Origin of the sequence: Paraburkholderia fungorum (assembly GCF_902833645.1) — a bacterium.
In the GTDB taxonomy this organism is placed as follows: Bacteria; Pseudomonadota; Gammaproteobacteria; order Burkholderiales; family Burkholderiaceae; genus Paraburkholderia; species Paraburkholderia fungorum.
In genome coordinates this window covers 968490-993343 of record NZ_CADFGE010000001.1, presented here as the reverse complement: position 1 = coordinate 993343, position 24854 = coordinate 968490, and the positions used below count along the sequence as shown (strand labels likewise).

Below are 24854 nucleotides of genomic sequence, written 5' to 3'. Positions count from 1 at the left end.
TGCTTACTCCGCGGATTCGGACCCAGCGGCCGCGCCGTCAGGCAGTGCGTGCGCCAGCACCTCATAGCACGCGCCCATCGTGTGATAGTCGGTCTTGCCGGCGGGACTCTTTTCGTCGCTGTACTTACGGTTGTCGCAGGTGAGGATGCGGTACCACGCGCCATACTTGTGATCGACGAAATGCGCCCAGCTGTAGCGCCAGATCTCGTCGTACCAGTCCCAGAAACGCTCGTTGCCGGTGCGCTTTCCGAGCAGCGCCGCCGTGGCGAACGTCTCCGCCTGAACCCAGAAATACTTGTCGTGATCGCACACGGTGCCATCCGGGCCGAAGCCGTAATAGAGGCCCCCGTGATCTTCGTCCCAGGCGTGCGTCATGGCGGCGTCGAATAACTCGATGGCGCGCGGCAGCAGCCACGGCAACGGACGATAGCGCTCCAGAATCAGCAGCAGCTTGGCCCACTCGGTCTGATGCCCGGGCTGAAAGCCCCACGGACGGAAGATGTTCGAGCTGTCTTCCTCGTTGTAATGCCAATCGACCGACCAGTCCGCGTGAAAGTGCTCCCACACGAGACCCTGCGAGAGCTTCGCCTGACGCAGGGTGATGTTCGACGCCACCCGTTCCGCGCGATCCAGATAGACCAGATGCCCGGTCGCCTCGTGCGCGGCCAGCAGCGCTTCGGTGGTGTGCATATTCGCGTTCTGGCCGCGGTACGAACTGACGCGCCAGTCGGCTGTCGCCTCGTCGGCGTAGAGGCCGGCGGCGGCGTCCCAGAAGCGGTGTTCCAACAACTCGAAGGTTGCGCCGATCATCGGTTTCGCTTCCTCGATGCCGGCCATCGCCGCATGCGAGTACGCGAGCAGCACGAACGCGAGGCCGTAGCAGTGGCGCGTTGCGTCGAGCGTGCGTTTGCGGCCGTCGCGCCATTCGAGTTCCCAGTCGTAGCCCTGGTGTTGCGCGTCCCAATGCGCTTCGCGCAGGAAGCGCAAACCGTGGCGCGCGTACTCGAGATGTTGCGGATCGCCGAACTGGCGATAGGCCATCGCATAGTTGAAGACGAAGCGGCACGTGCTCACCAGGTGCCGCGTGGTCCTGTCGTAGACGGAGCCGTCGTCGCGGAAAAAATGGAAGAAGCCGCCGCTCGGATCGAGCACGTTCGGCGCGTAGAACTTCAGCGTGTCCTGCACATGCGAGAGCAGGAAGTCGCGGTTGCGGAAGCTCTCGACGAGCGGCGCGGCGGCGCCGTTGGCGGAGTGAGGCAGATCGGATTGCGTCATGGCGTTTTTACCAAAGTGCTGGCACGGGCAACGAGATGGACGGGCAAGTGGACTTCGAGTTCAAGGGGGGCATCTTCAAGCAGCAACTCGACGCCGCGCCGCCCAAGCGCTTCCTTGTCGACCGAAATGGTCGACAGCGGCGGCGTGGCATGCGCGGCGGCCGGAATGTCGTCGAAGCCGATGATCGCGATGTCCTCGGGGACGCGGATGCCGCGCACGAGGCACGTGCGCAGCGCGGCGAGCGCCGCGGCGTCGTTGTAGGCGAACACGGCATCGGGCCGCGGGCCGGGCGCGTCGAGCAGTTGGTGCATCGCGCGCGCCGCGCCGCTGGCGGGATCGAGGCCGGCGTCGATCGTGACCTCAAGTGAGGGGTCGAACAGCAGGCCCGCTTCGAAAAACGCTCGCCTGTAACCGAGCGCGCGCTGGGCAATGCTGAAGTGTGCGAGCGAGCCGCCGATGAACGCGACGCGCTTGCGCTGCTGTTCGAACAGATGCCGCATGGCGACCGTGGCGCCCCCGGCGTTGTCGAGATTCACCGAGCGCAGGCCGGGCGCCCACAGGTCGATCAGCACGAGCGGACGCTGCATGGCCACCAGCGTGGTCAGCGTTTCAGGCTCAACGAAACCGGCGATCGCCACCGCATCCGGCGCATGCAGGCGCATCTGCTGGATCACGTCTTCGGTCGGACCGGCGGTCAGCACGGAAGGGACAATGCCGCGTTCGCGACACGCGTCTTCAACGCCGTGCAGCACGTGCGAAAAGAACGGGCTGACGGCGAAGTTGTTGTGCTGACGATGCAGCAAAAAAGTCAGACGGCGGATACGGGGACGCAACTGGGCGGCGTCGTAACCGAGCTGCCGTGCCGCTTCGATCACGCGTTCGCGAGTGGCCTCGGACAGGCCGGGCTGATTCTTCAGGGCGCGTGAGACGGTGCCGATCGACACGCTGGCCGCGCGGGCGACGTCGCGGATGGTTGTAGCCATCGAGTGAAGCGGCCGCGGGCGGCGCGACCGTACGGTGTTTGGGTTCGAGCGATTGTATAGTAAAACATCGCTAAAACCGCCTCATAAACCGTCGATGCGCCCCCGTAAATACCCGTAGCTAAGGGCGTTGGTCTGATTTATGTTGTTTAGTAAAAATACTAAACAACGCGTCAATCCTGGTGTTGACGCGTCCGCGCACTCAGTCGAAAGACATCGCCGCTACGTCGGCCTGTCCGCGCAGCAGGGCCACACTCTCATCCGCCTCGATCAGCACGAAACCGCTCGCCTCGTGCTTCGCGCGCCGCTTCGCCAGCGCCGCGACAGACGCAATTTCTTCGCTGCTATACAACGACGGACCGCCGTCCGACTCGACGCGTACGCAGCCGATCGCCATTGTCACGAAGCCAAAGAAGGTCGGATTGCCGCGCCGGTCTTCACCGTGGATGCCGCCGGCGAGCCGGTCGGCGGGCGCATAGAAGCGCTGGGCGCCTTCGTTGAAAAGGTGAATCGCGCGCAGCACGCGATCTTTCCAGTCCTCGCTCTGAAACAGGATCAGGAAGTCGTCGCCGCCGACGTGGCCGAGGAAGTCGCGGGTCGGGTCGCACACGTCGGCGAGCACGGCGGCCGCGAATTTCAGCACTTCGTCGCCTTGCCAGTAACCGTACTGATCGTTGAAGGGCTTGAAGTGGTTCAGATCGACATAGCAGGCGTAGAAACCGGCATCGTTGCCGAGCAGGCGGCCGATGTGCGAGCTGATCGGGATGTTGCCCGGCAGGAAGGTCAGCGGGTTCGCGTAGCGCGCGGCTTCGATGCGCACCTCGGTGACCGCGCGCACCAGATTCTCACCGGTGCCGAGACCGGCGTATTTGCCGTGTTTGTCGGTGATGACGAAGCCGTCGGCGAGGTAACGCTGGTCGTCGCTGGCAAGCAGTTTGGCCATTTGCTCGACGGTCATCGATTGTTCGATGATCACCGGCGATGCGTTCGCGAACTGCAGGCAGGGCCGCTTGCCAAACAGCTCGCGGTGGTACGGCAGCGCGTAGCGGTCCATGAAACTGCGGCGGTTGATGAGCGCGACCGGTTCGTCGTTCTCGACCACCGCCACCGCGTGCAGATCGGGCAGACGGTTGAATAGCTCGAGCACGTCGTTGTTGGTGGCGTGACGCGGTAAGGCGGGCGCATGCACCATCATCTTTGCCGACGCCATGCCGCCCGACGGCGATGCGCTGCTCACCGTGCGCGTCGTTTCCGGGAACACGGCGATGTGGCCGGAGAGCAGCGCGTCTCGGGCGTCCTCAGTGACGCTGCGGGACGGCTGCGCATGGGGGCGGCCGAAGAAAAAGCCTTGGCCGCAACCGATCCCCATGTCACGCACCACGATCAGATCCGCTTCGTCCTCGATGCCTTCGGCCACGAGCCGTGCGCCGCTCGCGTTGGCGAAGTGCTGCATGGCGCGCACGGCTTCGAACTTGAGCGAATCGCTGGAGATGCCGTGAATGAAGAATCGGTCGATCTTCACGACGTCCGGTTGCAGGCGCACCCACAGATTCATGCTGGCGTTCGCGGTGCCGTAATCGTCGAGTGCGAATTGCGCGCCCTCGGTGCGCAGCGCCGAGATCACCGGCACAAAGCTGGCGACGTCCAGAATCGTGCTCTGCTCGGTCAGCTCGATCACGATCCGGTGCGGATCGACGCCGCGATGGCGCAGCAGCGCGAGCGTGTCGTCGCGTGCTTCGGCCAGCCGGCGGATCGCGCCCGCGCTGAAATTGAGAAACAGCTTGCCGTCGACATCGAGCTTCGCGAACGCGTCGATGCAGGTGCGTGCGGCGGCTTGCTCGAGCTCGAGCGTGCAGCCCTCGGCGAGCGCCTGCGAAAAAAGTGCGAACGGCGCTTCGAGCGAGGTGCCGGACGGCCCGCGAATCAGACCTTCGTAGCCGAGGATCGCGCCGCCGTCGAAATCGATGATCGGCTGGAATACGGCGGACAGATCACGCCGGGCGATCAACTCCTCGATGCGCGGCGTAGCGGATCGGGAGGGCGAACGAGGTTGCATGGCAGTTAGGCGTAGCGATCGACCTATGACTTATCGACCTATCCGGCACGGAATTAAGTGAACTTTTAGTGAAGCGTTGCACCGGCGTGGTGCGCCGGCCAGTTTCGGCAGCGGGCTCGCTGCCGTCTGGTTTTGCCGCGGCCAGGACTTTGCCTATGCCGTCCGGCTGAGGCGACAGCGGCGGCGTTTGAGCGTGAAATAACAAAAAAGCCGCACAAGGCGGCTTTCTTCAAATGACGCTCAGGGAGGGCGCTTATGAATGTCCTGTTTGCATTGCGCGCGTATTCAACGGCGCGCGACGGCGGCGGCGGCCCGCTCGCGCGATGCGGCGCGGGTTTCACTGCTCATGTCGCGAGCCCCCCAGCGCTGCGCGAGCGCGGCGCACACCATCAACTGGATCTGGTGGAACAGCATCAGCGGCAACACCACGGCACCCACCGCATGCGCGGCGAAAATCACTTTGGCCATCGGCACCCCGGCAGCGAGGCTTTTCTTCGAACCGCAGAAGATGATCGTGATCTGGTCGGCGCGGTCGAAGCCGAGCCGCTTGCTGACCACGATCGTCACGGCCAGCGCGAGGGCGAGCAGCACAACGCTGATCAGCACCAGTCCGCCGAGCGCGGACAACGGGATCTGGTGCCACAGGCCTTCGTTCACGGCCTCGCTGAATGCTCCGTACACCACCAGCAGGATCGAGCCCTGGTCGACGAACTTCAGCACGCCGCGGTGGCGCTCGATCCACTTGCCGATCAGCGGGCGCAGCAGTTGTCCGGCCACGAACGGCACCAGCAATTGCAGAACGATGTTGCCTACCGTATGCCACGGCGAGGCGCCGCCGCTTGCCGCCTGATTGGTGACAACGAGGCTGACGAGCGCGGGCGTGATGAAGATGCCCAGCAGGCTCGAGGCCGACGCGCTGCATACGGCGGCCGGTACGTTGCCTTTGGCAATCGAGGTGAACGCGATAGACGACTGAACCGTCGACGGCAGCGTGCAGAGGAAGAGGACCCCCGCATAGAGCGCCGGCGTGACAAGTGGCGAAAGGAGCGGCTTAAGCGCGAGACCGAGCAGCGGGAACAGCGCGAACGTGCTGAGCAATACGACCAGATGCAGACGCCAATGCGTCGCGCCCGCTACGATCGCCTCGCGTGAGAGCTTGGCGCCGTGCAGGAAAAACAGCAGGCCCACTGCAACATTCGTCACCCAGTTGAATCCGACAGCGGCCTGCCCGTGGACCGGCAGGAGGCTGGCGAGGATCACGGTGCTTACAAGGCACAGGGTGAAATTGTCGGGAAGCAGTTTCGGGCGAGCCATGGCGGAATCTCGATTCGGTGATGCGGAAAGCGGGCGCGCGGATGCGCCCGACTCAAGCTATGAAAAACGCCTATTGTTGCTAAAAACCGATTAAATATGCAAATTCATTTGCCGAATCGATTAATGAGCGTTGCGCATTAGAACGCGGGATCGGTGCGCCTCAGTCCATGCTCACGGTCAGTTGCAGTATTGGCGAGCGCATCGGTTTGGTCCACTGCCGTTTTGACAATCCGGCCAGAAATCCGCGGGGGATTCGTCATGCGAAAGCACCTTCAGCGGATCTCGGGACAGCCGTTTCAGCAAGCTGTTTCAATGCTTTCGCGCAAGGGCTCTGTCGCGGAAAAACGTCGCAGTAACAAGGTGTTACAACAGCCGTCGAGGCCTAACACTTTTTGGCTCGACACCCTTTGCCCGCAACCATAAATTACTGATCAAAGGCCATCGGGATGCCCCGCGCCGCAGCAGAGATGCAGCGCTTGCGCCGATCCCAGAACAGGTCCATCGCAGCTCGAACGATGGGCTTCAGGCAGGTCTTCGGGCATGTGAGTCACTTGGTGGACGGGTTGTCGAGAACGAAGCACTGGGCATTGGGCGCGGTTATCACCGCGCTGTGCTCGTTCGCCTGCGCAAAAGTGCCGGGCATGCCGCACGGCGGCGGTGGTTCGCATGCGGTGTTTAGCCACGCAATGCGAGGCGACGCGCACAACGGCGGCTACTACCATGGCGCCGCCAATGTCAGACAGCCTCGCACCAGCGTGGCCGACAGTAACGCCCGCTTGCCACGTGGCCGCGCGAACTTCGCCGGCAGCTACGGTAACGGCTTTGGCGCCTACAACCCGGGTATGCGCCGTGTGGCCGGCCCGGGTGGATACCCCAACGACGGCCGCGGCGGTGTGCAGTACGCCGACGCTATCACACCGGTCAGCGCCGAATCGCGCGGGGTGCCGCGGCCACCGCCTAACGCACCGATTCGCACCGGTTCGATTCGCGCCGACGTCGCCCGGTATAACGAAGAGCGCGGCGCCGCGCGCGCTATGCAGCGTCCGGGGGATGACCCACGTCAGCAGGAAGGTCCGTACCGTAACTGATCACCGTGTGGGCGTCGGGTTCGTCGCCTGCGCTCAAGGTGCTTCCACAGCGCTTTTCCTCCCACCGAACTTTCCCCGTTCCCACCGTGAAACCCGTATCTCCGGCTATCAAACCGGCTTACTGCGGGATTACACGCCACTACTGTTCAAAGCCCCCTGTCAATGTGACGTTTCGACGCCACACTTTTTTGAAAACATCCGGCAGCAAATCGCAGCCCGTTGTCAAATTCGGTCGATTTTGGCGCGGCGCGTCATCCCCCTGACATCTGGGCCGTTATCAACCGTTCAGGCTCAGTCTCAGTAACGCTTTGCGCCGAACCGCGAAGTCCGCCGCGACGCGATGAGGGCACCCGCCGCGCCGGCTTTATCAGGCTGATAAATGACAAAACTAATCAGAACGCTATACCCGCAATAACCCACGATATTTTTGTCCATAAAAATGGTCCGCAAAGATGGTCTCGCCCAGATTGACTCGATGATCGAACGGACAACAACAACGGTTCGCGCGAGCGCCCCCTTTCGCACAGCCACACCCCTTTTGACAAAGACAGGAGAACCCATGAAAACAAGCATCAGCCGTGCGCTGAAGACCACCCTCAAGGCAACTGCGTGTGCCGCTCTGCTGGCCAGTGCCTCGTCTGCTTTTGCACAATCGAGCGTGCAACTCTACGGCCAGGTCGACGAGTGGGTCGGTGCGCAGAAATTCCCGGGCAACAAGACCGCGGTCCAGGTGTCCGGCGGCGGCATGTCGACGTCGTACTGGGGCCTGAAGGGGGCTGAGGATCTGGGCAACGGCTACAAGGCGATTTTCGCACTCGAAGGCTTCTTCCTCGCGCAGAACGGCCAGTACGGCCGCTTCACGGGCGACACGATGTTCTCGCGTAACGCGTACGTCGGTATCGAATCGCCGTACGGCACGGTAACGGCAGGCCGCCTGACCACGCCGCTGTTCGTGTCGACGATTCTGTTCAACCCGTTCGTCGACTCGTACGTGTTCTCGCCGATCATCGCTCACACGTATCTGGGTCTCGGCACGTTCCCGACCTACACGACCGATCAGGGCGTGACGGGCGACTCGGGCTGGAGCAATGCGGTGTCGTACTCGTCGCCGAACTTCAACGGCCTGACCGCGACCGCGATGTACGCGCTCGGCAATACAGCGGGTCAGAACGGCGCGAAGAAGTGGAGCGGCCAGGTGCTGTACTTCCACGGCCCGTTCGCGGCGACCGCGGTGTACCAGTACGTGAACTTCAACAGCGTGCCGGGCGACCTCGGCAGCTTCAATACGTCGGGCGTTCCGGGTCTGAAGAGCCAGAGCGTGGCGCAAGCCGGCGTGTCGTACGACCTGAAGTTCGTGAAGTTCTACGGCCAGTACATGTACACGTACAACCAGCAGACCATCTCGAGCTGGCACGTGAATACGGGTCAGGGCGGCGTCACGGTGCCGGCCGGCCCGGGTTCGGTGATGGCGTCGTATGCCTATTCGCGCGACGGCGGCGGCCTGAACCAGACTCGCCAGACGGCATCGATTGGCTACGATTACCCGCTGTCCAAGCGCACGGATATCTACGCGGCTTATATGTACGACAAGATCAGCAGCCAGTCGAGCGGCGACACGTACGGCGTCGGCCTGCGCGCCAAGTTCTAGGCGTCCTGGTCGAGGCGGGCGGCGTCCGCGAGCGGATGCCGCGGACGCCATACCGGTTGCCTGCTGACACGGGCACTGACACGCGACTAAACGTAACGTCACGCAGCAACACGCAATATCGCCAAAGCCCACCTTCCCAGGAAGGTGGGCTTTGGCGCTTCTGGCGTCCATTCTTCGTCTGCGCATCGGCTCGATTTGCCGCCCGGCTTTTGATAAACCCGGCAGAATGGCGTCGATTGATTCCTGAAGCGAGCGATTGAGATGGATACCCTCGTCAGCATGAAAGTGTTCCGCCACGTGGTTGAAGTCGGCAGCTTTGTCGGCGCGGCCGAACGCATGGAGATGTCGGCGGCCATGGCGAGCAAGCATGTGATGCACCTCGAACAGCAGCTCGGCGCACGTTTGCTCAACCGCACCACGCGCCGCGTTGCGCCGACCGAGGCGGGCCGCGAATACTACGAACGCCTGAGCCAGGTGCTCACCGAACTCGAAGAAGCCGAGCAGGTGGTCGGCGCGGCGAGCGTCGTGCCGCAGGGACGCTTGCGGGTGTCGTCTTTATCGGCGTTCGGCTTGAGCCACGTGATGGCCGCGGTGGCCGACTATGCCGCGCAGTATCCGCAGGTCATCGTCGACATGACTTTGTCCGACCGGGTAGTCGAACTGATCGACGAAGGTTTTGACGTGGCGATCCGGGCGTCGCCGAGCGGGCTGAAATCGTCTTCGCTGATTGCCCGGCAGATTGCGACTGCGCATCTGGTGCTGTGCGCGTCGCCCGCCTATCTGCGCCGGCACGGCACGCCAAAGACCGTTGCCGACCTGGCGCGCCACAATTATCTGCAGTACGCGGGCGTGTCCGCGCTCGAAATTGCACCCGCGACCGGCGATGCCTCGTCGCGCGTCCGATTAACCGGCAATCTGATCGTCAACCACCTGGAGGCGCAGCGCGTGATCGTGCTGCAAGGTGCGGGAATCGCGATGCTCGGCACCGAGGTGATCGGCGACGATCTGGCGGCGGGGCGCCTCGTGCCCTTGCTGGTGGACGACGTGCCGCCTCGCGAGTTGCCGATCCATGTGGTTTATGCGAGCCGGCGGCATCTGTCGGCCAAGGTGCGCTCGTTTGTCGACTTCCTGGCCGACCGTTTTGCCAACGAATCGCTTTGGCCTTCGCTCGAGCAGATCAAGGCACTGGCGGTGCGCTAGGCACGCTGCCTGGCGATGTCGGGCGGCGCCTGCGTTCGGTCGCCGCCGTCCTGCTGTTACCGCTGCTGTTACCGCACCTTACCGTGCGATGCCGAGCCGCGCTTTGGCGTCGTTATATTCCCTCGTCAAACGCTGGACCAGTTCATCGACGCTCGGTACATCGTCCATCAGGCCGACGCCCTGGCCTGCGCCCCAGATGTCTTTCCACGCCTTCGCCTTGTCGCTGCCGAAGTTCATCGCGGTCTTGTCGGATTCTGGCAACGCGTCCGGGTCCAGCCCCGCGTTCACGATACTTTCGCGGATGTAGTTGCCGTGCACGCCGGTGAACAGGTTCGTGTAGATGATGTCCGACGCCGTGGAATTGACGATCGCCTGCTTATAGCTGTCGACCGCGTGCGCCTCTTTGGTCGCGATGAAACGCGTGCCCATGTAGGCGAGGTCCGCGCCCATGGCCTGCGCGGCGAGAATCGAGCCGCCGTTGGCGATCGAGCCGGACAGCACGATCGGGCCGTCGAACATGCGCCGGACTTCGCCCACCAGCGCGAACGGCGAGGTCGTGCCCGCATGGCCGCCGGCACCCGACGCGACCAGGATCAGCCCGTCGACGCCCGCTTCCAGCGCTTTCTGCGCATGCCTAAGATTGATCACGTCGTGCAGCACGATGCCGCCGTAGCTATGCACCGCGTCGACGATTTCGCGCGCCGGTGCGCGCAGGCTGGTGATGAAGATCGGCACCTTGTGTTCGACGCACACACGCACGTCGTGTTCGAGCCGCGTATTCGACTGATGAACGATCTGGTTGACCGCGATGGGTCCGATGATCGCGTCGGGATTAGCTGCCTTGTGCTCGGCGAGTTGCGCCTGAATCTGCGTGAGCCATTCGTCGAGCAGTTCTGCCGGGCGCGCATTCAACGCGGGGAATGAACCGACGATACCGGCCTTACATTGAGCCAGCACGAGTTCGGGATAGCTGACGATGAACATCGGCGAAGCGACGACGGGCAGCGCAAGTTTTTGCAGGACGGCGGGCAATGCCATGATGCGAGTCTCCTGATAAGCGGACCGGTGCGGCACGGGGCGCCCGGCGATAATGAGTTTAGCGGCACATGGCCTAGGGTGCGTCGAGACTGGCCGGCGACATGCAGCCGCCACGATCTCACCACTTGTTCACCACGCTCGCCCAAAAATTTAAGAACGATCGTTCGATTATATGCGAAGCCGCAGTGCCCTGTGCGTTTTGAACAGTTGGAAGGAGTGTTCAGGTTCTATGCTTGCGTGGCCTATCCCACTCCGCTCGGACACATTGCGCTCCTACAATGGTTTGACTTCCAAACGACAAGAGACCTGCTATGGCCTTCGAGGATTTCGCGCCCTTTCGTGTCGCCGTGGGCGACGTCGATATTTTCGGAGTGAAGGGCGGAGCGGGGCCGCCGCTTCTGTTGTTGCACGGTCATCCTGAGTCGCATCTGATCTGGCAACGCTGCGCCGCGCAACTGGCGCAGCACTTCACCGTCATCGCTACCGATTTGCGCGGCTACGGCGCCTCGGGCAAACCGCCGAGCGACGCCGCTCACACGCCGTATTCCAAACGCGCCATGGCGGCCGATCAGGTCGCCGTGATGCGCCACTTCGGCTTCGAACGATTCCTGGTGTGCGCGCACGATCGCGGCGCCAGGGTTGCGCACCGGATGGCGCTCGATCATGCCGACGCCGTCGAGCGCTTGATGCTGCTCGACATCGCGCCCACGCTCGCGATGTACGAAGCCACCGACCGCACTTTCGCGACGCATTACTTCCACTGGTTCTTCCTGATCCAGCCGGAGCCGCTGCCGGAGACGCTGATCGGCGCGAACCCGGCCGCGTATGTCGACGCCGTGATGGGGAGCCGTCACGCCGGCCTGGCGGCGTTCGCCCCCGAAGCGCTCGACGCGTATCGCCGCGCGCTGGCACAACCCGGCGCCGTGCATGCGATGTGCGAGGATTACCGGGCCTCGGCGGGCATCGATCTCGAACTTGATCGGGCCGATATCGAGCGGGGCCACAAGATCGGTTGTCCGTTGCGTGTGCTGTGGGGCGAACAGGGCGTGATCGAGAAATGCTTCGACGCGCTCGCGGAATGGCGTCAGGTCGCGCGGGACGTGAGCGGGCGTTCGCTACCGTGCGGCCACTACATTCCTGAAGAAGCACCGGAGGAACTGGTCGCGGAAATGCTGTCGTTCTTCGAGGCGGTTGAACAGTAAGCCGCCGCGTTTCATACACCTAAGGCGGCGGCCTTTCAGTCGGCCGCGAGAGCTAAGGCAGCGCGCCTGCCTTAGCCCAGCGGCGGCAAGCGGCGCGCGATCGGTGTCGACTTGATGATCGCGGTGCTGGTCTCCGCGCGTTCGGTGACCTTCGACAGAATCTCGTCGAGCTGCTCGATCGAATGCAGATAGAGGCGGCAGACGAAACAGTCGTCGCCCGTCACTTTGTCGCATTCGACAAATTCCGGAATCCGCCGGATCACGTCTTCCACCAGATGCAGTTGTCCGGGCAAGGGCTTCACGCGCACGATAGCCTGCAACGTGAAGCCGAGCGCGCGTGGATCGATCTGCACGGTAAAGCGCTCGATCACGCCTTGCGCTTCGAGCCTTCGGACGCGTTCGGCCGTACTCGGCGCCGAAAGGCCAACCAGACGCGCCAGTTCGCTGACCGGCTGGCGAGCATCCGCGGCCAGTGCGGCGAGCAGCGCGCGGTCGGTTTCATCGAGTGTCGCGGGTGTGGCGGGAGCAAGGCGTTTAGACATGATGGCCTTCGATTATTAGGTTCCTCTGCCGGAAGACTTAAGTTTAGCCATGTATTCGGGTCGCCGGATTAATTACACTGCTTCTCATGCAGGAATCCATTCGAGGATCGAATCATGGCGTCAAATGAGATTCGCCGCGGCGCGGCGGAAATGAGCATGGCCATGCTGATGTCGGGCACCATCGGCTGGCTGGTGGTGTCGTCGCAGCAGAGCCCGTTCAATGTCGTGTTCTTTCGCTGCATCTTCGGCGGCGCGACGCTCGCGCTCGTGTGCGCGGTGCTCGGCCTGTTCAGGCGCAAGCTCTTTTCGTGGAAGATGCTCGGCCTCGCGCTGCTTGGCGGCGCGGCGATCGTTATCAACTGGCTGTTGCTGTTCGCGGCCTATTCACGTGCGTCGATTTCTATGGCAACGGCCGTCTATAACACGCAGCCGTTCATGCTGGTCGCGCTCGGCGCGTTGGTGTTTCGCGAGCGCATCAGCGCTTCGACTGTGGTCTGGCTGGTGGTTGCGTTTGTCGGTCTCGTGTTCGTGGTGAAGGTTGAGCCCGCGGTGTTGGCGGTGCCGGGCCACTACCTGGTCGGGGTTGCCTACGCCGTGGGCGCGGCGGCAATGTATGCGATTTCGTCGATCATCACGAAGCGCCTGAAGGGCACGCCGCCGCATCTGATTGCGTTGATCCAGGTATCGCTCGGCGTCGTGATGCTGGCGCCGTTCGTGCGCTTCGATGCGCTGCCGGCCAGCGGCGTGCAGTGGCTCGAATTGATCGTGCTCGGCGTCGTCAATACGGGACTCATGTACGTACTGCTCTATGGGGCAATCCAGAAACTGCCGACCTCGATGACCGGTGCGTTGTCGTTCATCTATCCGGTGGTGGCGATCATTGTCGACGGGGTTGCATTCGGGCAGAAGCTCGCGTGGATTCAGGTGCTCGGCGCGGTGCTGATCCTGCTCGCGGCGGCCGGCGTGAATCTCGGCTGGCGGATCGTGCCGCAAAGACGCTTGTCCTCAACCTGACGCGATAACCGCTGTGCCGATGTATCAGCAGACAATGGTACGGATTCCGGAGCAAAAACACGCGGCATTGTTCGTATCGACGAACCAATGAGATCCTATTCGCGCCACTACGGTGTTTCGTAGCAGGGGTTGTATGCGGGTTTAAAAGGCGGCGTCAAGCTTCTGTAGGGAAATCACTGATGCGGTCAAAAAACCGGCACGCGTATCATTCGTACCGACGCTGATCACGTCCGACAGAATTTCCGCCGCTCGCCATGATGGTCGAGCGGTTTTCTTTTTGTGGCGACGGTTCCGGTGTTCTGCGTGCGTGCGCGCCGCATCAGCCTTGGCGCGCGACGATACGCTCGCCGTCGATTTCCAATGGCCCGTTGCGCACGGCCAATTCCTCAACGATCGTTCGCACTAACGTGGGCCACTCGGCGCGCGGCTTGAGCATCGATGCGGCGGCGTGCATCACGGCGGCGTCGTCGAGCATTCGCAGCACGGTGTCGAAGTGCATCGCGCGAACTTCGAGCAGCTTGAACACGATCAACACCTTCAACGCATTCTTCGCGTTACGCGCCGGGTCGGCCCGTAGCCACGCGACGCGTGAAAACGCCCGCTCGAGCGCCTCGTCGACGTTCGTGAAGGGTGGGCCATGCCCTGGAATCACGAGCCGCACGTCGAGCTTCGCGATGGTTTCGAGAACCGACTGTTCTTCGGCGAAACCGCTTTCACCTTCCAGTTCGGGAAAGATCACGCCAAAGCCGTTTTCCCACAGCGCGTCCGCACTGATCAGGATGCGTTCGCTCGCGCAATACAGCATCAACGAATGCGGATCGTGGCCCGGCGCGCCGAGCACCTGCCAGTCGAGCGCGCCGAGCCGCAATGGCGCGCCGGGCGCGATCGTCCCGGTGAAGGTGAAGCGCTCGCAGCGCTGGCCGGTGGCGCGAAACGTCAGACGGGTTTCGTCCCAGTCGCGCACCGCGTCGGCTTCGGATGCGGGAATCGCGGTACGGCACGGCCATGTCGACTGCAATAGCGCGTTGCCGCCGCAGTGATCCGAATGCAGGTGTGTGTTGACGATCAGATCGAGCCCGCGCGCACCGAGCGCCTGCTTCACCAGCGCGACGGTTTGCGGCGCGTGCGTCGCGTAACCGGTATCGACCAGCGCGGCGCACGTGTCGTCAACCAGCAGTACGTTGTTCGACGAAAGCCAGCCGCGCTCGAAAACTCGAATCGATTCAGGCAGTGTGATCATGGTGCGCTTGTGTTCACGTTCGTTTCCGCCGACGCTTCGGGCTTCGCCATCACAAGAATGGTCGACGTGCCGATCAGCATGGTGTCGCCGCGCTGATTCACCACGCTGCCTTCGAGATGCGTCAGATCGCCGTTCAGACTCGGCTTCCAGTAAGCGTCGCGCACACGCCAGGTGATTGTCAGCGTATCGTTCGCGTGGACCGCTTTCTTCAGCTTGATATCGAACTCGAGTCCGAGTGGCTGCGCATAGGTTGAAAAATGGGTGGCCAGCAGCGCCATGAAATACGCGGTGGGTTGCGTGCCCGATGCGATCAGACCGCCGAAGCGGCTTTGCGCGGCATAGGCGTCGTCGTGATGCAGCGGGTTGAGGTCGTTGACGAGCGTGGCGAACGATTTCACCGATTCCGCCGAGAGTTCGAGCGTCGAGCTGAACGTTTCGCCGACCGTCACGATGCGAGGCGCAGCGTTCATCGCTGGGCCTTTGCCTGTCTGGCCATGAATTCCGCGTGACGTTCCTCGATCGCGTTCCAGACCGTGCGCTTCGCGTCGTCGTCGAATAACGACCAGCCGGCGATTTCGTCGATGGTGCGCAAACAGCCTTCGCACCAGCCGGTGGAGGCGTCCATTCTGCACACGCTGATGCAGGGTGACGGCACGGCGGCCTCGTCGTCTTCGTTGTCGATGCCCGCTGTCATGGCGTCACGCCGTCTCGCGCAGCGCCACGTCGATCACCGGCGCGCCCGTTAGCGCGATCAACTCCTGCGCCGTCAGATTAAACACGGCATGCGGATGACCTGCCGCCGCCCACAGGCTGTCGAGCGTCAGCAGATCGGCATCGATCAGCGTGACGGGTTCGGTGGCATGGCCGATCGGGCACACGCCGCCGATTGCATAGCCGGTTTTCTCGCGCACGAACTTCGCATCCGCACGGCCGATCTCGCCGACTTGCGCCGCCACCTTCTTTTCGTCGACGCGATTTGCGCCGCTCGCGACTACCAGCACCGGTGCGTCGTCTTCGCGGCGGCGAAACAGAATCGACTTGGCGATCTGCGCAACCGAACAGCCGAGGCCGGCGGCAGCTTCGGCGGAGGTTTTGCCGGTTTCCGGCAGCATCACGATCCGGCCCGCGTGGCCGCGCTCGCGCAACAATTGCGCGACGCGGCGCGCGGAATCGGGCAACGCGGTGAGGTCGTCCGGTTCGAGAGAAGCGTGGTCCGTCATTGTTCTATGTCCTGATCGAGATGCGGGGTCAAACGCAGTTGGCCTGTTCGCTGCGTGCTTTGGCAAGCAGGGCCTTGCCGGCGCGCGACACGTTCGGCCGGCCAATCGACGTCGAAATGAAATCACCGATTGCGACGACTTGCGCGAGGTCGATGCCGGTTTCGATGCCGAGGCCGTTCATCAGATAGAGCACGTCTTCGGTCGCGACATTGCCGGTTGCGCCCTTGGCATACGGACAGCCGCCAAGCCCAGCCACGGACGCGTGATAGATCTCGATGCCTTCCTGCAACGCGGCGTAGATGTTCGCGAGCGCTTGCCCGTAGGTGTCGTGGAAGTGACCCGACAGACGTTCGCGCGGGAACACGCGGGTGACCGCCTCGAACACTTCGCGCGTGCGCTTCGGCGTACCGACGCCGATGGTGTCCGCGATATCGATTTCGTCGCAGCCGAGCGCCGCGAAACGTTCGACCACATCGACCACCGACGCGACCGGCACCTCGCCTTGATACGGGCAACCGAGCGCGCACGACACGCTGCCGCGAATTCGCAGGCCGTGTTCCTTCGCCGCTTGCGCGACCGGTACGAATCGGTCGATGCTTTCCGCGATGCTGCAATTGATGTTCTTCTGCGAGAACGCTTCGCTGGCCGCGCCGAAGATCACGATCTCATCCGCGCGGGCGGCGAGTGCGCCCTCGAAGCCGCGCAGATTCGGCGTCAGCACCGAGTAGATCGTGCCGGCCCGGCGCTCGATGCCGGCCATCACGTCGGCGCCATCGGCCATTTGCGGCACCCATTTCGGCGAGACGAACGACGCGGCTTCGACGTTGCGAAAGCCCGCCGCCGCCAGGCGGTTGATCAGCTCGATCTTGACCGCGGTGGGGACGAATTCTTTTTCGTTCTGCAGTCCGTCCCGCGGACCGACTTCGACGATTTTGACGCGTTGTGGCAAGGCCATGATATGTCTCCGTCCCATGCAATGAGCCCGCGCGTGGCGGTGCTCTTTCAGTTGTTCAACTGGATTCGATGGCGGTGTTCAAACCCGCCCTCAGTATCCACGTTCGATATCGACCACGCCGCTCACCGTCTCGCCGCGCGTCAGCGCCACTATCTTCTGTGCGACTTGCACGACGCTCTCGTCGCGCAAGGTGAGCGCCGACATGTGCGGCGTAATCGTGATGCGCGGTTCCCGCCAGAACGGATGGTCGGGCGGCAACGGTTCTTCGCGAAACACGTCCAGCGTCGCGGCGGCGATCTGGCCGCCGGCGAGCGCTTCGAGCAGATCCTGTTCGACCAGATGCCCGCCGCGTGCGACGTTGATCAGATAGGCACCCTTCGCGAGCTTCGAGAAAGTGTGCCGGTTCAGCACGTCGCCCGTATCCGGCGTATGCGGCAACAGATTCACCAGCACCTTCACGCCATCGAGAAACGCGTCGAACTGCGCGTCGCCGGCAAAGGTCGCGATGCCGTCGATTTGCCGCGCGCTGCGGCTATACCCGCGCACCGGCATGCCGAACGCCGCGACCGCTTGCGCGACATGCGCACCGAGCACGCCGAGACCGAGCACGCCAACCGTGAAGGTGTCGCGTCGGTGCGGCTCGAGCACTTCCCAGCGGCGCTCGCTTTGCAGCGTCTGATACTCGTCGAAACGGCGCAGATAGCGCAGCACGGCATGCGTGACATATTCGGCCATCTGCGCAGCCATGCCGGTGTCTTCGAGCCGGATCAAGCGGGCGTTGCGCGGCAGCGTGCCGGGTTGCTCGTGTTCGAGCCCGAGAATCGCATCGACGCCCGCGCCGAGATTGAAGATCGCGCGCAGATCGTCGCGGCCGGCCAGCATCTCGCGCGGCGGACGCCACACGACCGCGAAATCAGCGGGTGCGGTGTCGCCGGGTTGCCATTCGCGCAGGTCGGCTTCCGGCAGCGCGCGGGCGAAGTCGTGAAGCCACGCGGCGGCGTCGGCATGCTGCATGTAAAAAAGGATTTTCATACGGTCCGGAGTGCGCATGCGTGCGCGAGTCTGATGACGGAAAAGGCCCGGCGGGACGGCTGCACCGCCCGCCGCGCTTCAGACGACGCTTGCTGCATGGGGCCTCCTGCTTTTATGGATAGGCTTCATTCTACTTTTTCGACGCGAATCGCGCGCGTTTGCGCACGGGCGTGCGGTTTTGGCCCTGTATTCGCCCCATAAACAAAGCACAAAAACTTGGTTCGCCCTTGCGGCGTCAGGCGGGACAATCAATTCCCGGATTCCGGCAGCGAGGGACTCACATGCTTTCATGCACCAAATCGACATGGCCGCCGCGACTGGTCACCGTTCCCGGTCTGCACGGCAGCGAAGGCGCGCACTGGCAAAGCTGGCTTGAACGGCAATTCGCGCGCTCGCTGCGCGTCGAGCAGGCCGACTGGGATGCACCGGACGTCGCGCTGTGGGCAAAGTCGCTGCGCGACCTGCTCGCGCGCGAACGTGGCCCGTTCGTGCTCGCCGCGCACAGCTTCGGCTGCCTTGCTACCGCGCATGCGTTGCAGCAGGCGTCGTGTGCGAACGATGTAGTCGGCGTGCTGTTCGTCGCACCGGCTAGCCCGCAGAAATTTGCTTTCGCCGGCCCGTTCGACGCGCGACGTCTCGGCGTGCCGTCGATTCTGATCGGCAGCGAAACCGATCCTTGGATGACGCTCGCCGGCGCGCGCGATCTCGCGCAGCGTTTCGGCAGCGCCTTCGTCAATCTGGGCGACGCAGGTCATATCAACACCGCGGCGGGATTCGGGCCGTGGCCGCGTGCCAAGTATTTCGTCGACACCCTGGTGCATTGCGCGGCGCCGTTGCGCTTTCGCGAGGAGACGCTCGAGCTCGCGCAGCATGCGTTCGTTTGAGTGTCCAAACGGGCGCGAGTGAACACGTAAGCAATCCGTTAGAATCCCGCTTCACGCTGCACGTTTGTGTGGCCGCAGTTTTTCATCATCGACAGGCGGGGACAAGAAAGATGGCAGGCAACACGGGGACATCGCGCTGGCTGGCAGCCGGCATGACGGCAATCACGCTCGCGCTCGGCGGCGTGTCGACAGCATACGCGGACACGTCGCTGCTGAACGTGTCGTACGACGTGACGCGCGAGTTGTACAAGGACATCAATGCCGGCTTCATTGCGGCATATAAGCAGAAGAGCGGCGAGACCGTCTCGATTCGCCAGTCGCATGGCGCGTCGAGCGCGCAGGCACTATCGGTGCTGCAAGGCCTGCAGGCCGACGTCGTGACGATGAACCAGCCGAACGACATCGACCTGCTCGCCGAAAAGGGCCAACTGGTGCCCGCCAACTGGCGCGCGCGTCTGCCCGACGACAGTGCCCCGTACACCACCACGATGGTGTTCCTCGTGCGCAAGGGCAATCCGAAGCACATCAAGGACTGGGACGACCTCGCCAAACCCGGCGTGCAAGTGGTGATCGCCAATCCGAAGACGTCCGGTAACGGCCGCTACACGTATCTGGCTGCATGGGGTTATCGCAAGCAGCACGGTGGCAGCGATGCGCAGGCGCTCGACTTCGAAAAGGCCATCTTCAAGAATGTGCCGGTGCTCGATACGGGCGGCCGTGGCGCGACCACGACCTTCACGCAACGCGGTATCGGCGACGTGCTGGTGACGTTCGAAAACGAAGTGTCGTTGATCGATACGGGTGTCGGCGCGGGCAATTTCGAGGCGGTGTATCCGTCGGTGAGCCTGCTGGCCGCGCCGCCGGTTTCGATCGTCGACAAGGTGGTCGACAAGCGCGGCACGCGCAAGGAAGCGCAGGCGTATCTCGACTATCTGTGGTCGCCGGCCGCGCAGGAAATCATTGCGGAACATCATCTGCGTCCGCGTGACAAGAACGTGCTCGCGAAGCACGCGGGCGAATTCAAGCCGATCAAGACCTTCACGGTCGAAGAGATGTTCGGCAGCTGGCAGAAAGCGCAGCAAACGCATTTTTCTGACGGCGGCACGTTCGATCAGATCATCGTCGACAAGAAGTAATCGTCATCCGGACGTAGAAAGGCCACCTCGGAAACGAGGTGGCCTTTTTTATGGCACGTGCTTCGTAAGCAGCTTAGTTCGGTGCTGCCTGCGTGTTGTGCTCATGCGCGCAGCCCTGTTCGCAACCGCTCTGATCCTGCGGCATCTGTTGCGCCGCTTCCGCGCGGATACCCAGCCGTTCGAGCAGCTTGCGGTCCGCTTCGGCTTGCGGGTTGCTGGTGGTCAGCAACTGGTCGCCGTAGAAAATCGAGTTCGCGCCGGCGAGGAAGCACAAGGCCTGCAACGCTTCGTCCATCTGTTCGCGTCCTGCCGACAGACGCACCATCGCGCGCGGCATCGTAATGCGTGCAACCGCAATCGTGCGGACGAACTCGAACGGATCGATCGCTTCGGTGCCGGTCAGCGGCGTGCCTTCCACCTGCACGAGGTTGTTGATCGGCACCGATTCCGGATACGGCTCCATGTTCGCCAGTTGCGCGATCAGGCCGGCGCGCTCGCGGCGCGATTCGCCCAGTCCGACAATCCCGCCGCAGCACACGTTGATGCCCGCATCGCGTACGCGTTCCAGCGTGTCGAGGCGGTCCTGATAGGTGCGCGTCGAAATGATCTGGCCGTAGAACTCCGGCGACGTATCGAGGTTGTGGTTGTAGTAGTCGAGGCCCGCTTCACGCAGACCTTGCGCCTGATGAGTTTCCAGCATGCCGAGGGTCACGCAGGTTTCGAGGCCCATCGCCTTCACGCCGCGGATCATGTCCTTGATCGGTTCGAGGTGGCGGTCCTTCGGATTGCGCCACGCCGCGCCCATGCAGAAGCGCGTCGCACCGTTTTCCTTGGCGGCCCTGGCGGCAGCCAGTACTTCATCGACCGGCATCAGCTTGTCGGCCTGCAGCCCCGTGTCGTGATGCACCGACTGCGGACAGTATGCGCAATCTTCTTCGCAGCCGCCGGTCTTGATCGACAGCAGCGTCGACAGTTGCACGGTGTTCGCATCGAAGTGTTCGCGATGGGTTTGCTGCGCGCGGAACATCAGGTCGCTGAACGGCAGTTCGTACAGCGCGACGATGTCGGCGACGCGCCACTTTGCCATCGGCTTGGCGCCTGCGGCGGCGTGCTTGGCGTTCTGGTTGGTAGCGGCCGTGTCGGCAGGCGTCGGAGCGATGTTCAGTTGCGTCATGTCGTCAATCCTCATGGATGGATGTAATGGTTTTTCAGCGCTGCGCGTGGCGCAGCGTCTGCAGGAGCCGGTTGATGTCGAGTTGATCCGCCGCGAGCTCGGGCGACGCCGGGCTCAAATGCGGCACGATGCCGAGCAGGGGCGCGTCGTGTTCGCGCGCCAGATGCTCGCGAATCGAGGCGATGTTTTCGTCGGGGAACGTCATGGCCGGATCGACGCGATTCGCCACCCAGCCGGCGAGTGTCAACCCGCGCGCGGCGATCGCTTCGGCGGTGAGCAGCGCGTGGTTGATGCAGCCGAGGCGCATGCCGACCACCAGCACGACCGGCAGTTTCAGCGCGACGGCGAGATCGGCGGTGTCTTGCGTGGCGGTCAGCGGCACGCGAAAACCGCCGACGCCTTCGACCACGACGACGTCCGCCTGCTGCACAGCCTGCCGATGGCAAGCGACGATGTGGTCGAGATCGAACGTGATGTTTTCCAGCGCGGCGGCGATATGCGGCGCCGCGGGTTCTTTCAGCAGATACGGCGTGCGAAGCGCCGGCGGCAGCAGGACGCTCGACGCGGCGTCCAGTTGATCCGCGTCTTCGTTATGCAATACACCGTTCACTTCGAACGCGCCCGCGGCAATCGGCTTCATCGCGGCGGCTTGCAGGCCCTCGCGAACGAAACCGCGCAGGAGTGCCGCGGACACGAAGGTCTTGCCGATTTCCGTATCGGTGCCGGTGACGAAGAGCGACAGTGCACTTTGATTCGACTTACTCATGCCGCCTTCGCTTCGAGTTGTTGCAAGCCCGCTTCGAGGCGGTCCAGATCTGCTTGGGAGTGCGCGGCGGAAAGCGAAATGCGTAGCCGCGACGTACCTACGGGCACGGTCGGCGGACGGATCGCCGGCACCCAGAGACCCGCGCGATCGAGCGTGGCCGCGATATCGAGCGTCGCGTCGTTCGCGCCGATGATCAGCGGCTGCACGGCGGTATGCGAATCGACCGGCAGCCACGGCGTGGCCTTCAGCATCGCGCGTGTGCGCTCGATCAGTTGCTGGAGATGGGCGCGCCGCGCGTCACCTTCTTCGCCACCGATGATCCGCAGACTCGCCGACACCGCATGCGCCGCAGCAGGCACCGACGCGGTCGTGAAGATATACGGACGCGCGCGCTGCACGAGCCATTCGATCACGGTCTCATGCGCGGCGACGAATGCGCCGGATACGCCCGCCGCCTTGCCGAGCGTGCCGATCGAAATCAGATTCGGCGAGCGCAACGCGGCCTGGGCGATCGCGCCGCGACCTTGCGGGCCGAGCACGCCGAAACCGTGCGCATCGTCGACGATCAGCCATGCGCCGTGCTGTTCCGCGAGTTCGAGCAAACGGGCGAGCGGGGCGATATCGCCGTCCATGCTGAACACGGTATCGGAGACGATGACTTTGACGTCCGCATCCGACGCGTCGAGCATCGCGCTCAGAGCATCCGTGTCGCAGTGCGGATAGATCTGCACGTCGGCGCGTGACAGGCGCGCGCCGTCGATCAGCGACGCGTGATTCAGCGCATCCGAGAAGAGTGTCGTGCCGCGCCCCGCGAGCGCGGTGAGCGTCGCGAGATTCGCCATGTAGCCGGTGCTGAAGTAGAGCGCGCGTGCGTTGTCGACGAAGCCGCCGGCGAACTCGGCCAGATCGTCTTCCAGTTGCGCATGGGCGCGCGAGTGGCCGCCTAGCAGATGCGAACCGCCGCTGCCTGCGCCGTAGCGTTGTGCACCCTCGGCGATGGCCGCGATCAGTTGCGGATGTGCGGCGAGGCCGAGATAGTCGTTACTGGCGAAGCCGATGATTGCGCGGCCGTCGACCGTCATGTGCGCGGCGCACGGTGTGTCTGCCGTGCGGCGACGACGACGCAGACCGCGCGCGTCGATCTCCTTGAGGCCTTCGGTGAGTGTGTCGAGCAGATGCATTAGCGGGTCTCCGCAAGCGTGGCTTCGAAGGTTTCGCGTGTGCGCGAGGCGAGCAGCGCGATTTCTTCGTCGTCCAGGATGTAGGGGGGCATCAGATACACCGTCGTCGAAATCGGGCGCAGCAGCAGTTCACGCCGCAACGCGTTTTCGAAGAAACGGCGCGAGAATGTTTTGGCTTGCTGAGCATCGTCGATTGCGGCGTCGAACGCGAAGATCGTGCCGCACTGACGCAGATTGCGCACGTGCGGGTGTTCGGCTAGCGGCGCGAGCGCGGCCCTCAGCTTCGCCGATTTCTGCGCGTTGACGGCGAGTACGTTGTCGCTCGCGAACAGATCGAGCGTGGCGAGCGCCGCGCGGCACGCGAGCGGATTGCCCGTGTACGAATGCGAGTGCAGGAAACCGCGGGCGGTATCGTCGTGATAGAAGGCTTCGAAAATTTCATCGCGCGACAGCACGATCGAGAGTGGCAGATAGCCACCGCTGATGCCTTTCGACAGGCACAGGAAGTCCGGCCAGATGCCGGCCTGTTCGCATGCGAAGAAGGTGCCTGTGCGTCCGCAGCCGACTGCGATTTCATCCGCGATCAGATGCACCCCGTACTGATCGCAGAGCGCGCGCAAGCCGGCGATATACGACGGATCGTGCACGGCCATGCCGGCCGCGCATTGCACCAGCGGCTCGACGATCAGCGCGGCGATTTTCGTGGCGCGGGCTTCGAACAGCGACCGGACCTGATCGAGTGCGTGGCGTGCGACGTCGGCTGCGCTTTCGCCTGGCTGCGCGAAGCGCGCATCGGGCGACGCGACGACGTGTGCGTTGCGGATCAGCGGATCGTAGGCGTCCTTGAAGAGTGCGACGTCGGTGACGCCGAGCGCGCCGATGGTTTCGCCGTGATAGCTGTTGGCGACGCAGACGAATTCCTGCTTGTCGGCGAAGCCGCGATTGCGCCACGAGTGGAAGCTCATCTTCAATGCGATCTCGACGGCCGATGCGCCGTCGGATGCAAAGAACGCGTGGCCGAGCGTGTTGCCGGTGAGCGCGCCGAGGCGCTCCGCGAGTTCGATGGCGGGCTCGTGTGTGCAGCCGGCGAGCATGGCGTGTTCGAGCGTATCGAGCTGATCTTTGAGGGCTGCGTTGATGCGCGGATTCGCGTGCCCGAACAGGTTGACCCACCAGGAGCTGATCGCGTCCAGATAGCGGTTGTTTGCGCGGTCGTAGAGCCACGCGCCCTGGCCGCGCGCAACCGGGATGAGCGGCAGGCGTTCATGGTGCTTCATCTGGGTGCAGGGGTGCCAGACGGCACGCAGGCTGCGGGTAATCCAGTCTTCAGGAGATGCTGAGTTTTCCAAAGGGTACTCCGAGGTGCTTTTTTGCCGTTGCATGGCGGGCTTTTTTTTAGGGCCTTTTCAGTCGCGCGGCGGTTTTTTCTGGCGCTGCGCGCGGCCTTGCGATGGCGTGCGGGGTCGAGATTAGCTGTTTATTTCGCGCTGTGCACTAGGGGTTCGGGGTGGTTTTTTGCCTGCGGCGCTGGGGTTGGGGGCTGTTCCGTGCAGGTGGTTTCTGTTTCGCTCAGAAGGTTGCCGATCGGCGGAGTTGACGACGGCAAAGTAGTGGGTCCTTGTGGGCGGGAAATGGGGTGGGTTGTGGCTGATCGGCGGGTTTTTGGCTGTTTGGCGGTTTGGTTGTTGGTCTGGGTTTTGGGGTTTGTTTGCTGTTTTCGTGGTTTGTTCTGGTGTTGGTCTTTTGGTCTTTTTGGCCTTTCCTTGAATTGTTAGTGGTCTATTAGCGTTGCCCCTGTGCGGGGCGGCACCTACTTTTCTTTGCCTGCCGCAAAGAAAAGTAGGCAAAAGAAAGCGGCTCACACCGCTAATTCTTAAGCGGGTCCCCCGCACAGTAGCGGTAGTGGTGC

Annotated in this window: 23 protein-coding genes; 7 read left to right on the top strand and 16 right to left on the bottom strand. The window is 63.3% G+C overall.

Translation table 11 applies throughout. From position 1 onward, the window contains the following. Positions 1 to 3: 3 nt before the first annotated feature. From HWX91_RS04495 to HWX91_RS04480, 4 genes are all read right to left on the bottom strand, one after another. Positions 4 to 1275: an AGE family epimerase/isomerase gene (locus tag HWX91_RS04495; RefSeq protein WP_028198938.1), complete on the bottom strand. Its 1272-nt coding sequence runs from the start codon at positions 1273 to 1275 to the stop codon at positions 4 to 6. Beyond that, positions 1272 to 2258: a LacI family DNA-binding transcriptional regulator gene (locus HWX91_RS04490; protein ID WP_028198939.1), complete on the bottom strand. Its 987-nt coding sequence runs from the start codon at positions 2256 to 2258 to the stop codon at positions 1272 to 1274. Before HWX91_RS04490 ends, HWX91_RS04495 begins: the two co-directional genes overlap by 4 nt. Positions 2259 to 2457: 199 nt before the next feature. Beyond that, on the bottom strand, positions 2458 to 4311 hold the full coding sequence (locus tag HWX91_RS04485; protein WP_028198940.1) for an EAL domain-containing protein: 1854 nt from the start codon (positions 4309 to 4311) through the stop codon (positions 2458 to 2460). Positions 4312 to 4596: 285 nt separating this feature from the next. Then, the gene (locus HWX91_RS04480) at positions 4597 to 5625 is read right to left on the bottom strand and encodes a bile acid:sodium symporter family protein (protein WP_028198941.1); all 1029 of its coding nucleotides are present in this window, start codon (positions 5623 to 5625) and stop codon (positions 4597 to 4599) included. 554 nt (positions 5626 to 6179) lie between these two features. On the opposite strand from HWX91_RS04480, the gene HWX91_RS04475 reads away from it, so the two are divergent. The 3 genes from HWX91_RS04475 (at position 6180) to HWX91_RS04465 (ending at position 9561) form a co-directional block, all read left to right on the top strand. Beyond that, positions 6180 to 6713: a hypothetical protein gene (locus tag HWX91_RS04475; RefSeq protein WP_042276309.1), complete on the top strand. Its 534-nt coding sequence runs from the start codon at positions 6180 to 6182 to the stop codon at positions 6711 to 6713. A gap of 559 nt (positions 6714 to 7272) precedes the next feature. Next, positions 7273 to 8361 carry a porin gene (locus HWX91_RS04470; RefSeq protein ID WP_028198943.1) on the top strand — a complete coding sequence of 363 codons (1089 nt, stop codon included), beginning with the start codon at positions 7273 to 7275 and terminating at the stop codon, positions 8359 to 8361. 261 nt (positions 8362 to 8622) lie between these two features. Beyond that, on the top strand, positions 8623 to 9561 hold the full coding sequence (locus HWX91_RS04465; protein ID WP_028198944.1) for a LysR family transcriptional regulator: 939 nt from the start codon (positions 8623 to 8625) through the stop codon (positions 9559 to 9561). A gap of 78 nt (positions 9562 to 9639) precedes the next feature. Here HWX91_RS04465 and HWX91_RS04460 read toward each other — a convergent pair whose 3' ends face one another. Continuing rightward, a complete protein-coding gene (locus HWX91_RS04460) occupies positions 9640 to 10599 on the bottom strand; it encodes an NAD(P)H-dependent flavin oxidoreductase (RefSeq protein ID WP_028198945.1) in 960 nt (319 codons plus the stop codon). Positions 10600 to 10910: 311 nt separating this feature from the next. Here HWX91_RS04460 and HWX91_RS04455 point away from each other — a divergent pair, with 311 nt between their 5' ends. Continuing rightward, positions 10911 to 11801 (top strand): alpha/beta fold hydrolase, encoded by an 891-nt coding sequence (locus HWX91_RS04455; RefSeq protein WP_028198946.1) that lies wholly within the window; start codon positions 10911 to 10913, stop codon positions 11799 to 11801. Positions 11802 to 11872: 71 nt separating this feature from the next. Here the strand turns inward: HWX91_RS04455 and HWX91_RS04450 are convergent, their stop codons facing one another. Further along, positions 11873 to 12343 carry an Lrp/AsnC family transcriptional regulator gene (locus HWX91_RS04450; RefSeq protein ID WP_028198947.1) on the bottom strand — a complete coding sequence of 157 codons (471 nt, stop codon included), beginning with the start codon at positions 12341 to 12343 and terminating at the stop codon, positions 11873 to 11875. A 114-nt stretch (positions 12344 to 12457) separates the two neighbouring features. Here HWX91_RS04450 and HWX91_RS04445 point away from each other — a divergent pair, with 114 nt between their 5' ends. Continuing rightward, on the top strand, positions 12458 to 13357 hold the full coding sequence (locus HWX91_RS04445) for a DMT family transporter (RefSeq protein WP_028198948.1): 900 nt from the start codon (positions 12458 to 12460) through the stop codon (positions 13355 to 13357). A 319-nt stretch (positions 13358 to 13676) separates the two neighbouring features. Here the strand turns inward: HWX91_RS04445 and HWX91_RS04440 are convergent, their stop codons facing one another. The 6 genes from HWX91_RS04440 to HWX91_RS04415 all read right to left on the bottom strand — a co-directional run bounded on the left by HWX91_RS04440 (position 13677) and on the right by HWX91_RS04415 (position 17804). After that, positions 13677 to 14597: an MBL fold metallo-hydrolase gene (locus HWX91_RS04440; protein ID WP_028198949.1), complete on the bottom strand. Its 921-nt coding sequence runs from the start codon at positions 14595 to 14597 to the stop codon at positions 13677 to 13679. Beyond that, entirely contained in the window at positions 14594 to 15067 is a 474-nt protein-coding gene (locus HWX91_RS04435; RefSeq protein ID WP_028198950.1) for a MaoC family dehydratase, read from the bottom strand. Before HWX91_RS04435 ends, HWX91_RS04440 begins: the two co-directional genes overlap by 4 nt. Further along, on the bottom strand, positions 15064 to 15291 hold the full coding sequence (locus tag HWX91_RS04430) for a DUF1289 domain-containing protein (protein ID WP_028198951.1): 228 nt from the start codon (positions 15289 to 15291) through the stop codon (positions 15064 to 15066). The genes HWX91_RS04435 and HWX91_RS04430 overlap by 4 nt, the downstream gene beginning before the upstream one ends. Before the next feature lie 4 nt (positions 15292 to 15295). Further along, positions 15296 to 15817, bottom strand: coding sequence for a YbaK/EbsC family protein (locus HWX91_RS04425; protein ID WP_028198952.1), 522 nt, complete (start codon positions 15815 to 15817; stop codon positions 15296 to 15298). Positions 15818 to 15845: 28 nt separating this feature from the next. After that, positions 15846 to 16772: a hydroxymethylglutaryl-CoA lyase gene (locus HWX91_RS04420; protein ID WP_028198953.1), complete on the bottom strand. Its 927-nt coding sequence runs from the start codon at positions 16770 to 16772 to the stop codon at positions 15846 to 15848. A gap of 90 nt (positions 16773 to 16862) precedes the next feature. Then, on the bottom strand, positions 16863 to 17804 hold the full coding sequence (locus HWX91_RS04415; protein ID WP_028198954.1) for a 2-hydroxyacid dehydrogenase: 942 nt from the start codon (positions 17802 to 17804) through the stop codon (positions 16863 to 16865). 281 nt (positions 17805 to 18085) lie between these two features. Here HWX91_RS04415 and HWX91_RS04410 point away from each other — a divergent pair, with 281 nt between their 5' ends. Beyond that, positions 18086 to 18688 (top strand): RBBP9/YdeN family alpha/beta hydrolase, encoded by a 603-nt coding sequence (locus HWX91_RS04410; RefSeq protein WP_028198955.1) that lies wholly within the window; start codon positions 18086 to 18088, stop codon positions 18686 to 18688. Positions 18689 to 18798: 110 nt separating this feature from the next. After that, positions 18799 to 19824, top strand: a complete 1026-nt coding sequence (locus HWX91_RS04405; protein WP_028198956.1) for a sulfate ABC transporter substrate-binding protein — start codon at positions 18799 to 18801, stop codon at positions 19822 to 19824. A gap of 73 nt (positions 19825 to 19897) precedes the next feature. Here the strand turns inward: HWX91_RS04405 and bioB are convergent, their stop codons facing one another. Genes bioB through bioA form a run of 4 tightly spaced genes read right to left on the bottom strand, consistent with a single transcriptional unit; the run spans position 19898 to position 24327 of the window. Further along, entirely contained in the window at positions 19898 to 20998 is a 1101-nt protein-coding gene (bioB, locus tag HWX91_RS04400; protein WP_028198957.1) for a biotin synthase BioB, read from the bottom strand. A 34-nt stretch (positions 20999 to 21032) separates the two neighbouring features. Beyond that, positions 21033 to 21764: a dethiobiotin synthase gene (bioD, locus tag HWX91_RS04395; RefSeq protein ID WP_028198958.1), complete on the bottom strand. Its 732-nt coding sequence runs from the start codon at positions 21762 to 21764 to the stop codon at positions 21033 to 21035. Further along, entirely contained in the window at positions 21761 to 22945 is a 1185-nt protein-coding gene (gene bioF, locus HWX91_RS04390; protein ID WP_028198959.1) for an 8-amino-7-oxononanoate synthase, read from the bottom strand. Before bioF ends, bioD begins: the two co-directional genes overlap by 4 nt. After that, positions 22945 to 24327, bottom strand: a complete 1383-nt coding sequence (gene bioA, locus HWX91_RS04385) for an adenosylmethionine--8-amino-7-oxononanoate transaminase (protein WP_102857468.1) — start codon at positions 24325 to 24327, stop codon at positions 22945 to 22947. Before bioA ends, bioF begins: the two co-directional genes overlap by 1 nt. Between the last annotated feature and the right edge of the window lie 527 nt (positions 24328 to 24854).

Bases quoted from the DNA above. Each gene is read 5' to 3' on its own strand.
- HWX91_RS04405 (WP_028198956.1), top strand. From the start codon at position 18,799: ATGGCAGGCAACACGGGGACATCGCGCTGGCTGGCAGCCGGCATGACG.
- bioF (WP_028198959.1), bottom strand. From the start codon at position 22,945: ATGCATCTGCTCGACACACTCACCGAAGGCCTCAAGGAGATCGACGCG.
- HWX91_RS04460 (WP_028198945.1), bottom strand. From the start codon at position 10,599: ATGGCATTGCCCGCCGTCCTGCAAAAACTTGCGCTGCCCGTCGTCGCT.
- HWX91_RS04485 (WP_028198940.1), bottom strand. From the start codon at position 4,311: ATGCAACCTCGTTCGCCCTCCCGATCCGCTACGCCGCGCATCGAGGAG.
- HWX91_RS04445 (WP_028198948.1), top strand. From the start codon at position 12,458: ATGGCGTCAAATGAGATTCGCCGCGGCGCGGCGGAAATGAGCATGGCC.
- HWX91_RS04440 (WP_028198949.1), bottom strand. From the start codon at position 14,597: ATGATCACACTGCCTGAATCGATTCGAGTTTTCGAGCGCGGCTGGCTT.
- HWX91_RS04435 (WP_028198950.1), bottom strand. From the start codon at position 15,067: ATGAACGCTGCGCCTCGCATCGTGACGGTCGGCGAAACGTTCAGCTCG.
- HWX91_RS04490 (WP_028198939.1), bottom strand. From the start codon at position 2,258: ATGGCTACAACCATCCGCGACGTCGCCCGCGCGGCCAGCGTGTCGATC.
- HWX91_RS04495 (WP_028198938.1), bottom strand. From the start codon at position 1,275: ATGACGCAATCCGATCTGCCTCACTCCGCCAACGGCGCCGCCGCGCCG.
- bioB (WP_028198957.1), bottom strand. From the start codon at position 20,998: ATGACGCAACTGAACATCGCTCCGACGCCTGCCGACACGGCCGCTACC.
- HWX91_RS04480 (WP_028198941.1), bottom strand. From the start codon at position 5,625: ATGGCTCGCCCGAAACTGCTTCCCGACAATTTCACCCTGTGCCTTGTA.
- HWX91_RS04420 (WP_028198953.1), bottom strand. From the start codon at position 16,772: ATGGCCTTGCCACAACGCGTCAAAATCGTCGAAGTCGGTCCGCGGGAC.
- bioA (WP_102857468.1), bottom strand. From the start codon at position 24,327: ATGCAACGGCAAAAAAGCACCTCGGAGTACCCTTTGGAAAACTCAGCA.
- HWX91_RS04425 (WP_028198952.1), bottom strand. From the start codon at position 15,817: ATGACGGACCACGCTTCTCTCGAACCGGACGACCTCACCGCGTTGCCC.
- HWX91_RS04450 (WP_028198947.1), bottom strand. From the start codon at position 12,343: ATGTCTAAACGCCTTGCTCCCGCCACACCCGCGACACTCGATGAAACC.
- HWX91_RS04470 (WP_028198943.1), top strand. From the start codon at position 7,273: ATGAAAACAAGCATCAGCCGTGCGCTGAAGACCACCCTCAAGGCAACT.
- bioD (WP_028198958.1), bottom strand. From the start codon at position 21,764: ATGAGTAAGTCGAATCAAAGTGCACTGTCGCTCTTCGTCACCGGCACC.
- HWX91_RS04465 (WP_028198944.1), top strand. From the start codon at position 8,623: ATGGATACCCTCGTCAGCATGAAAGTGTTCCGCCACGTGGTTGAAGTC.
- HWX91_RS04415 (WP_028198954.1), bottom strand. From the start codon at position 17,804: ATGAAAATCCTTTTTTACATGCAGCATGCCGACGCCGCCGCGTGGCTT.
- HWX91_RS04455 (WP_028198946.1), top strand. From the start codon at position 10,911: ATGGCCTTCGAGGATTTCGCGCCCTTTCGTGTCGCCGTGGGCGACGTC.
- HWX91_RS04430 (WP_028198951.1), bottom strand. From the start codon at position 15,291: ATGACAGCGGGCATCGACAACGAAGACGACGAGGCCGCCGTGCCGTCA.
- HWX91_RS04410 (WP_028198955.1), top strand. From the start codon at position 18,086: ATGCTTTCATGCACCAAATCGACATGGCCGCCGCGACTGGTCACCGTT.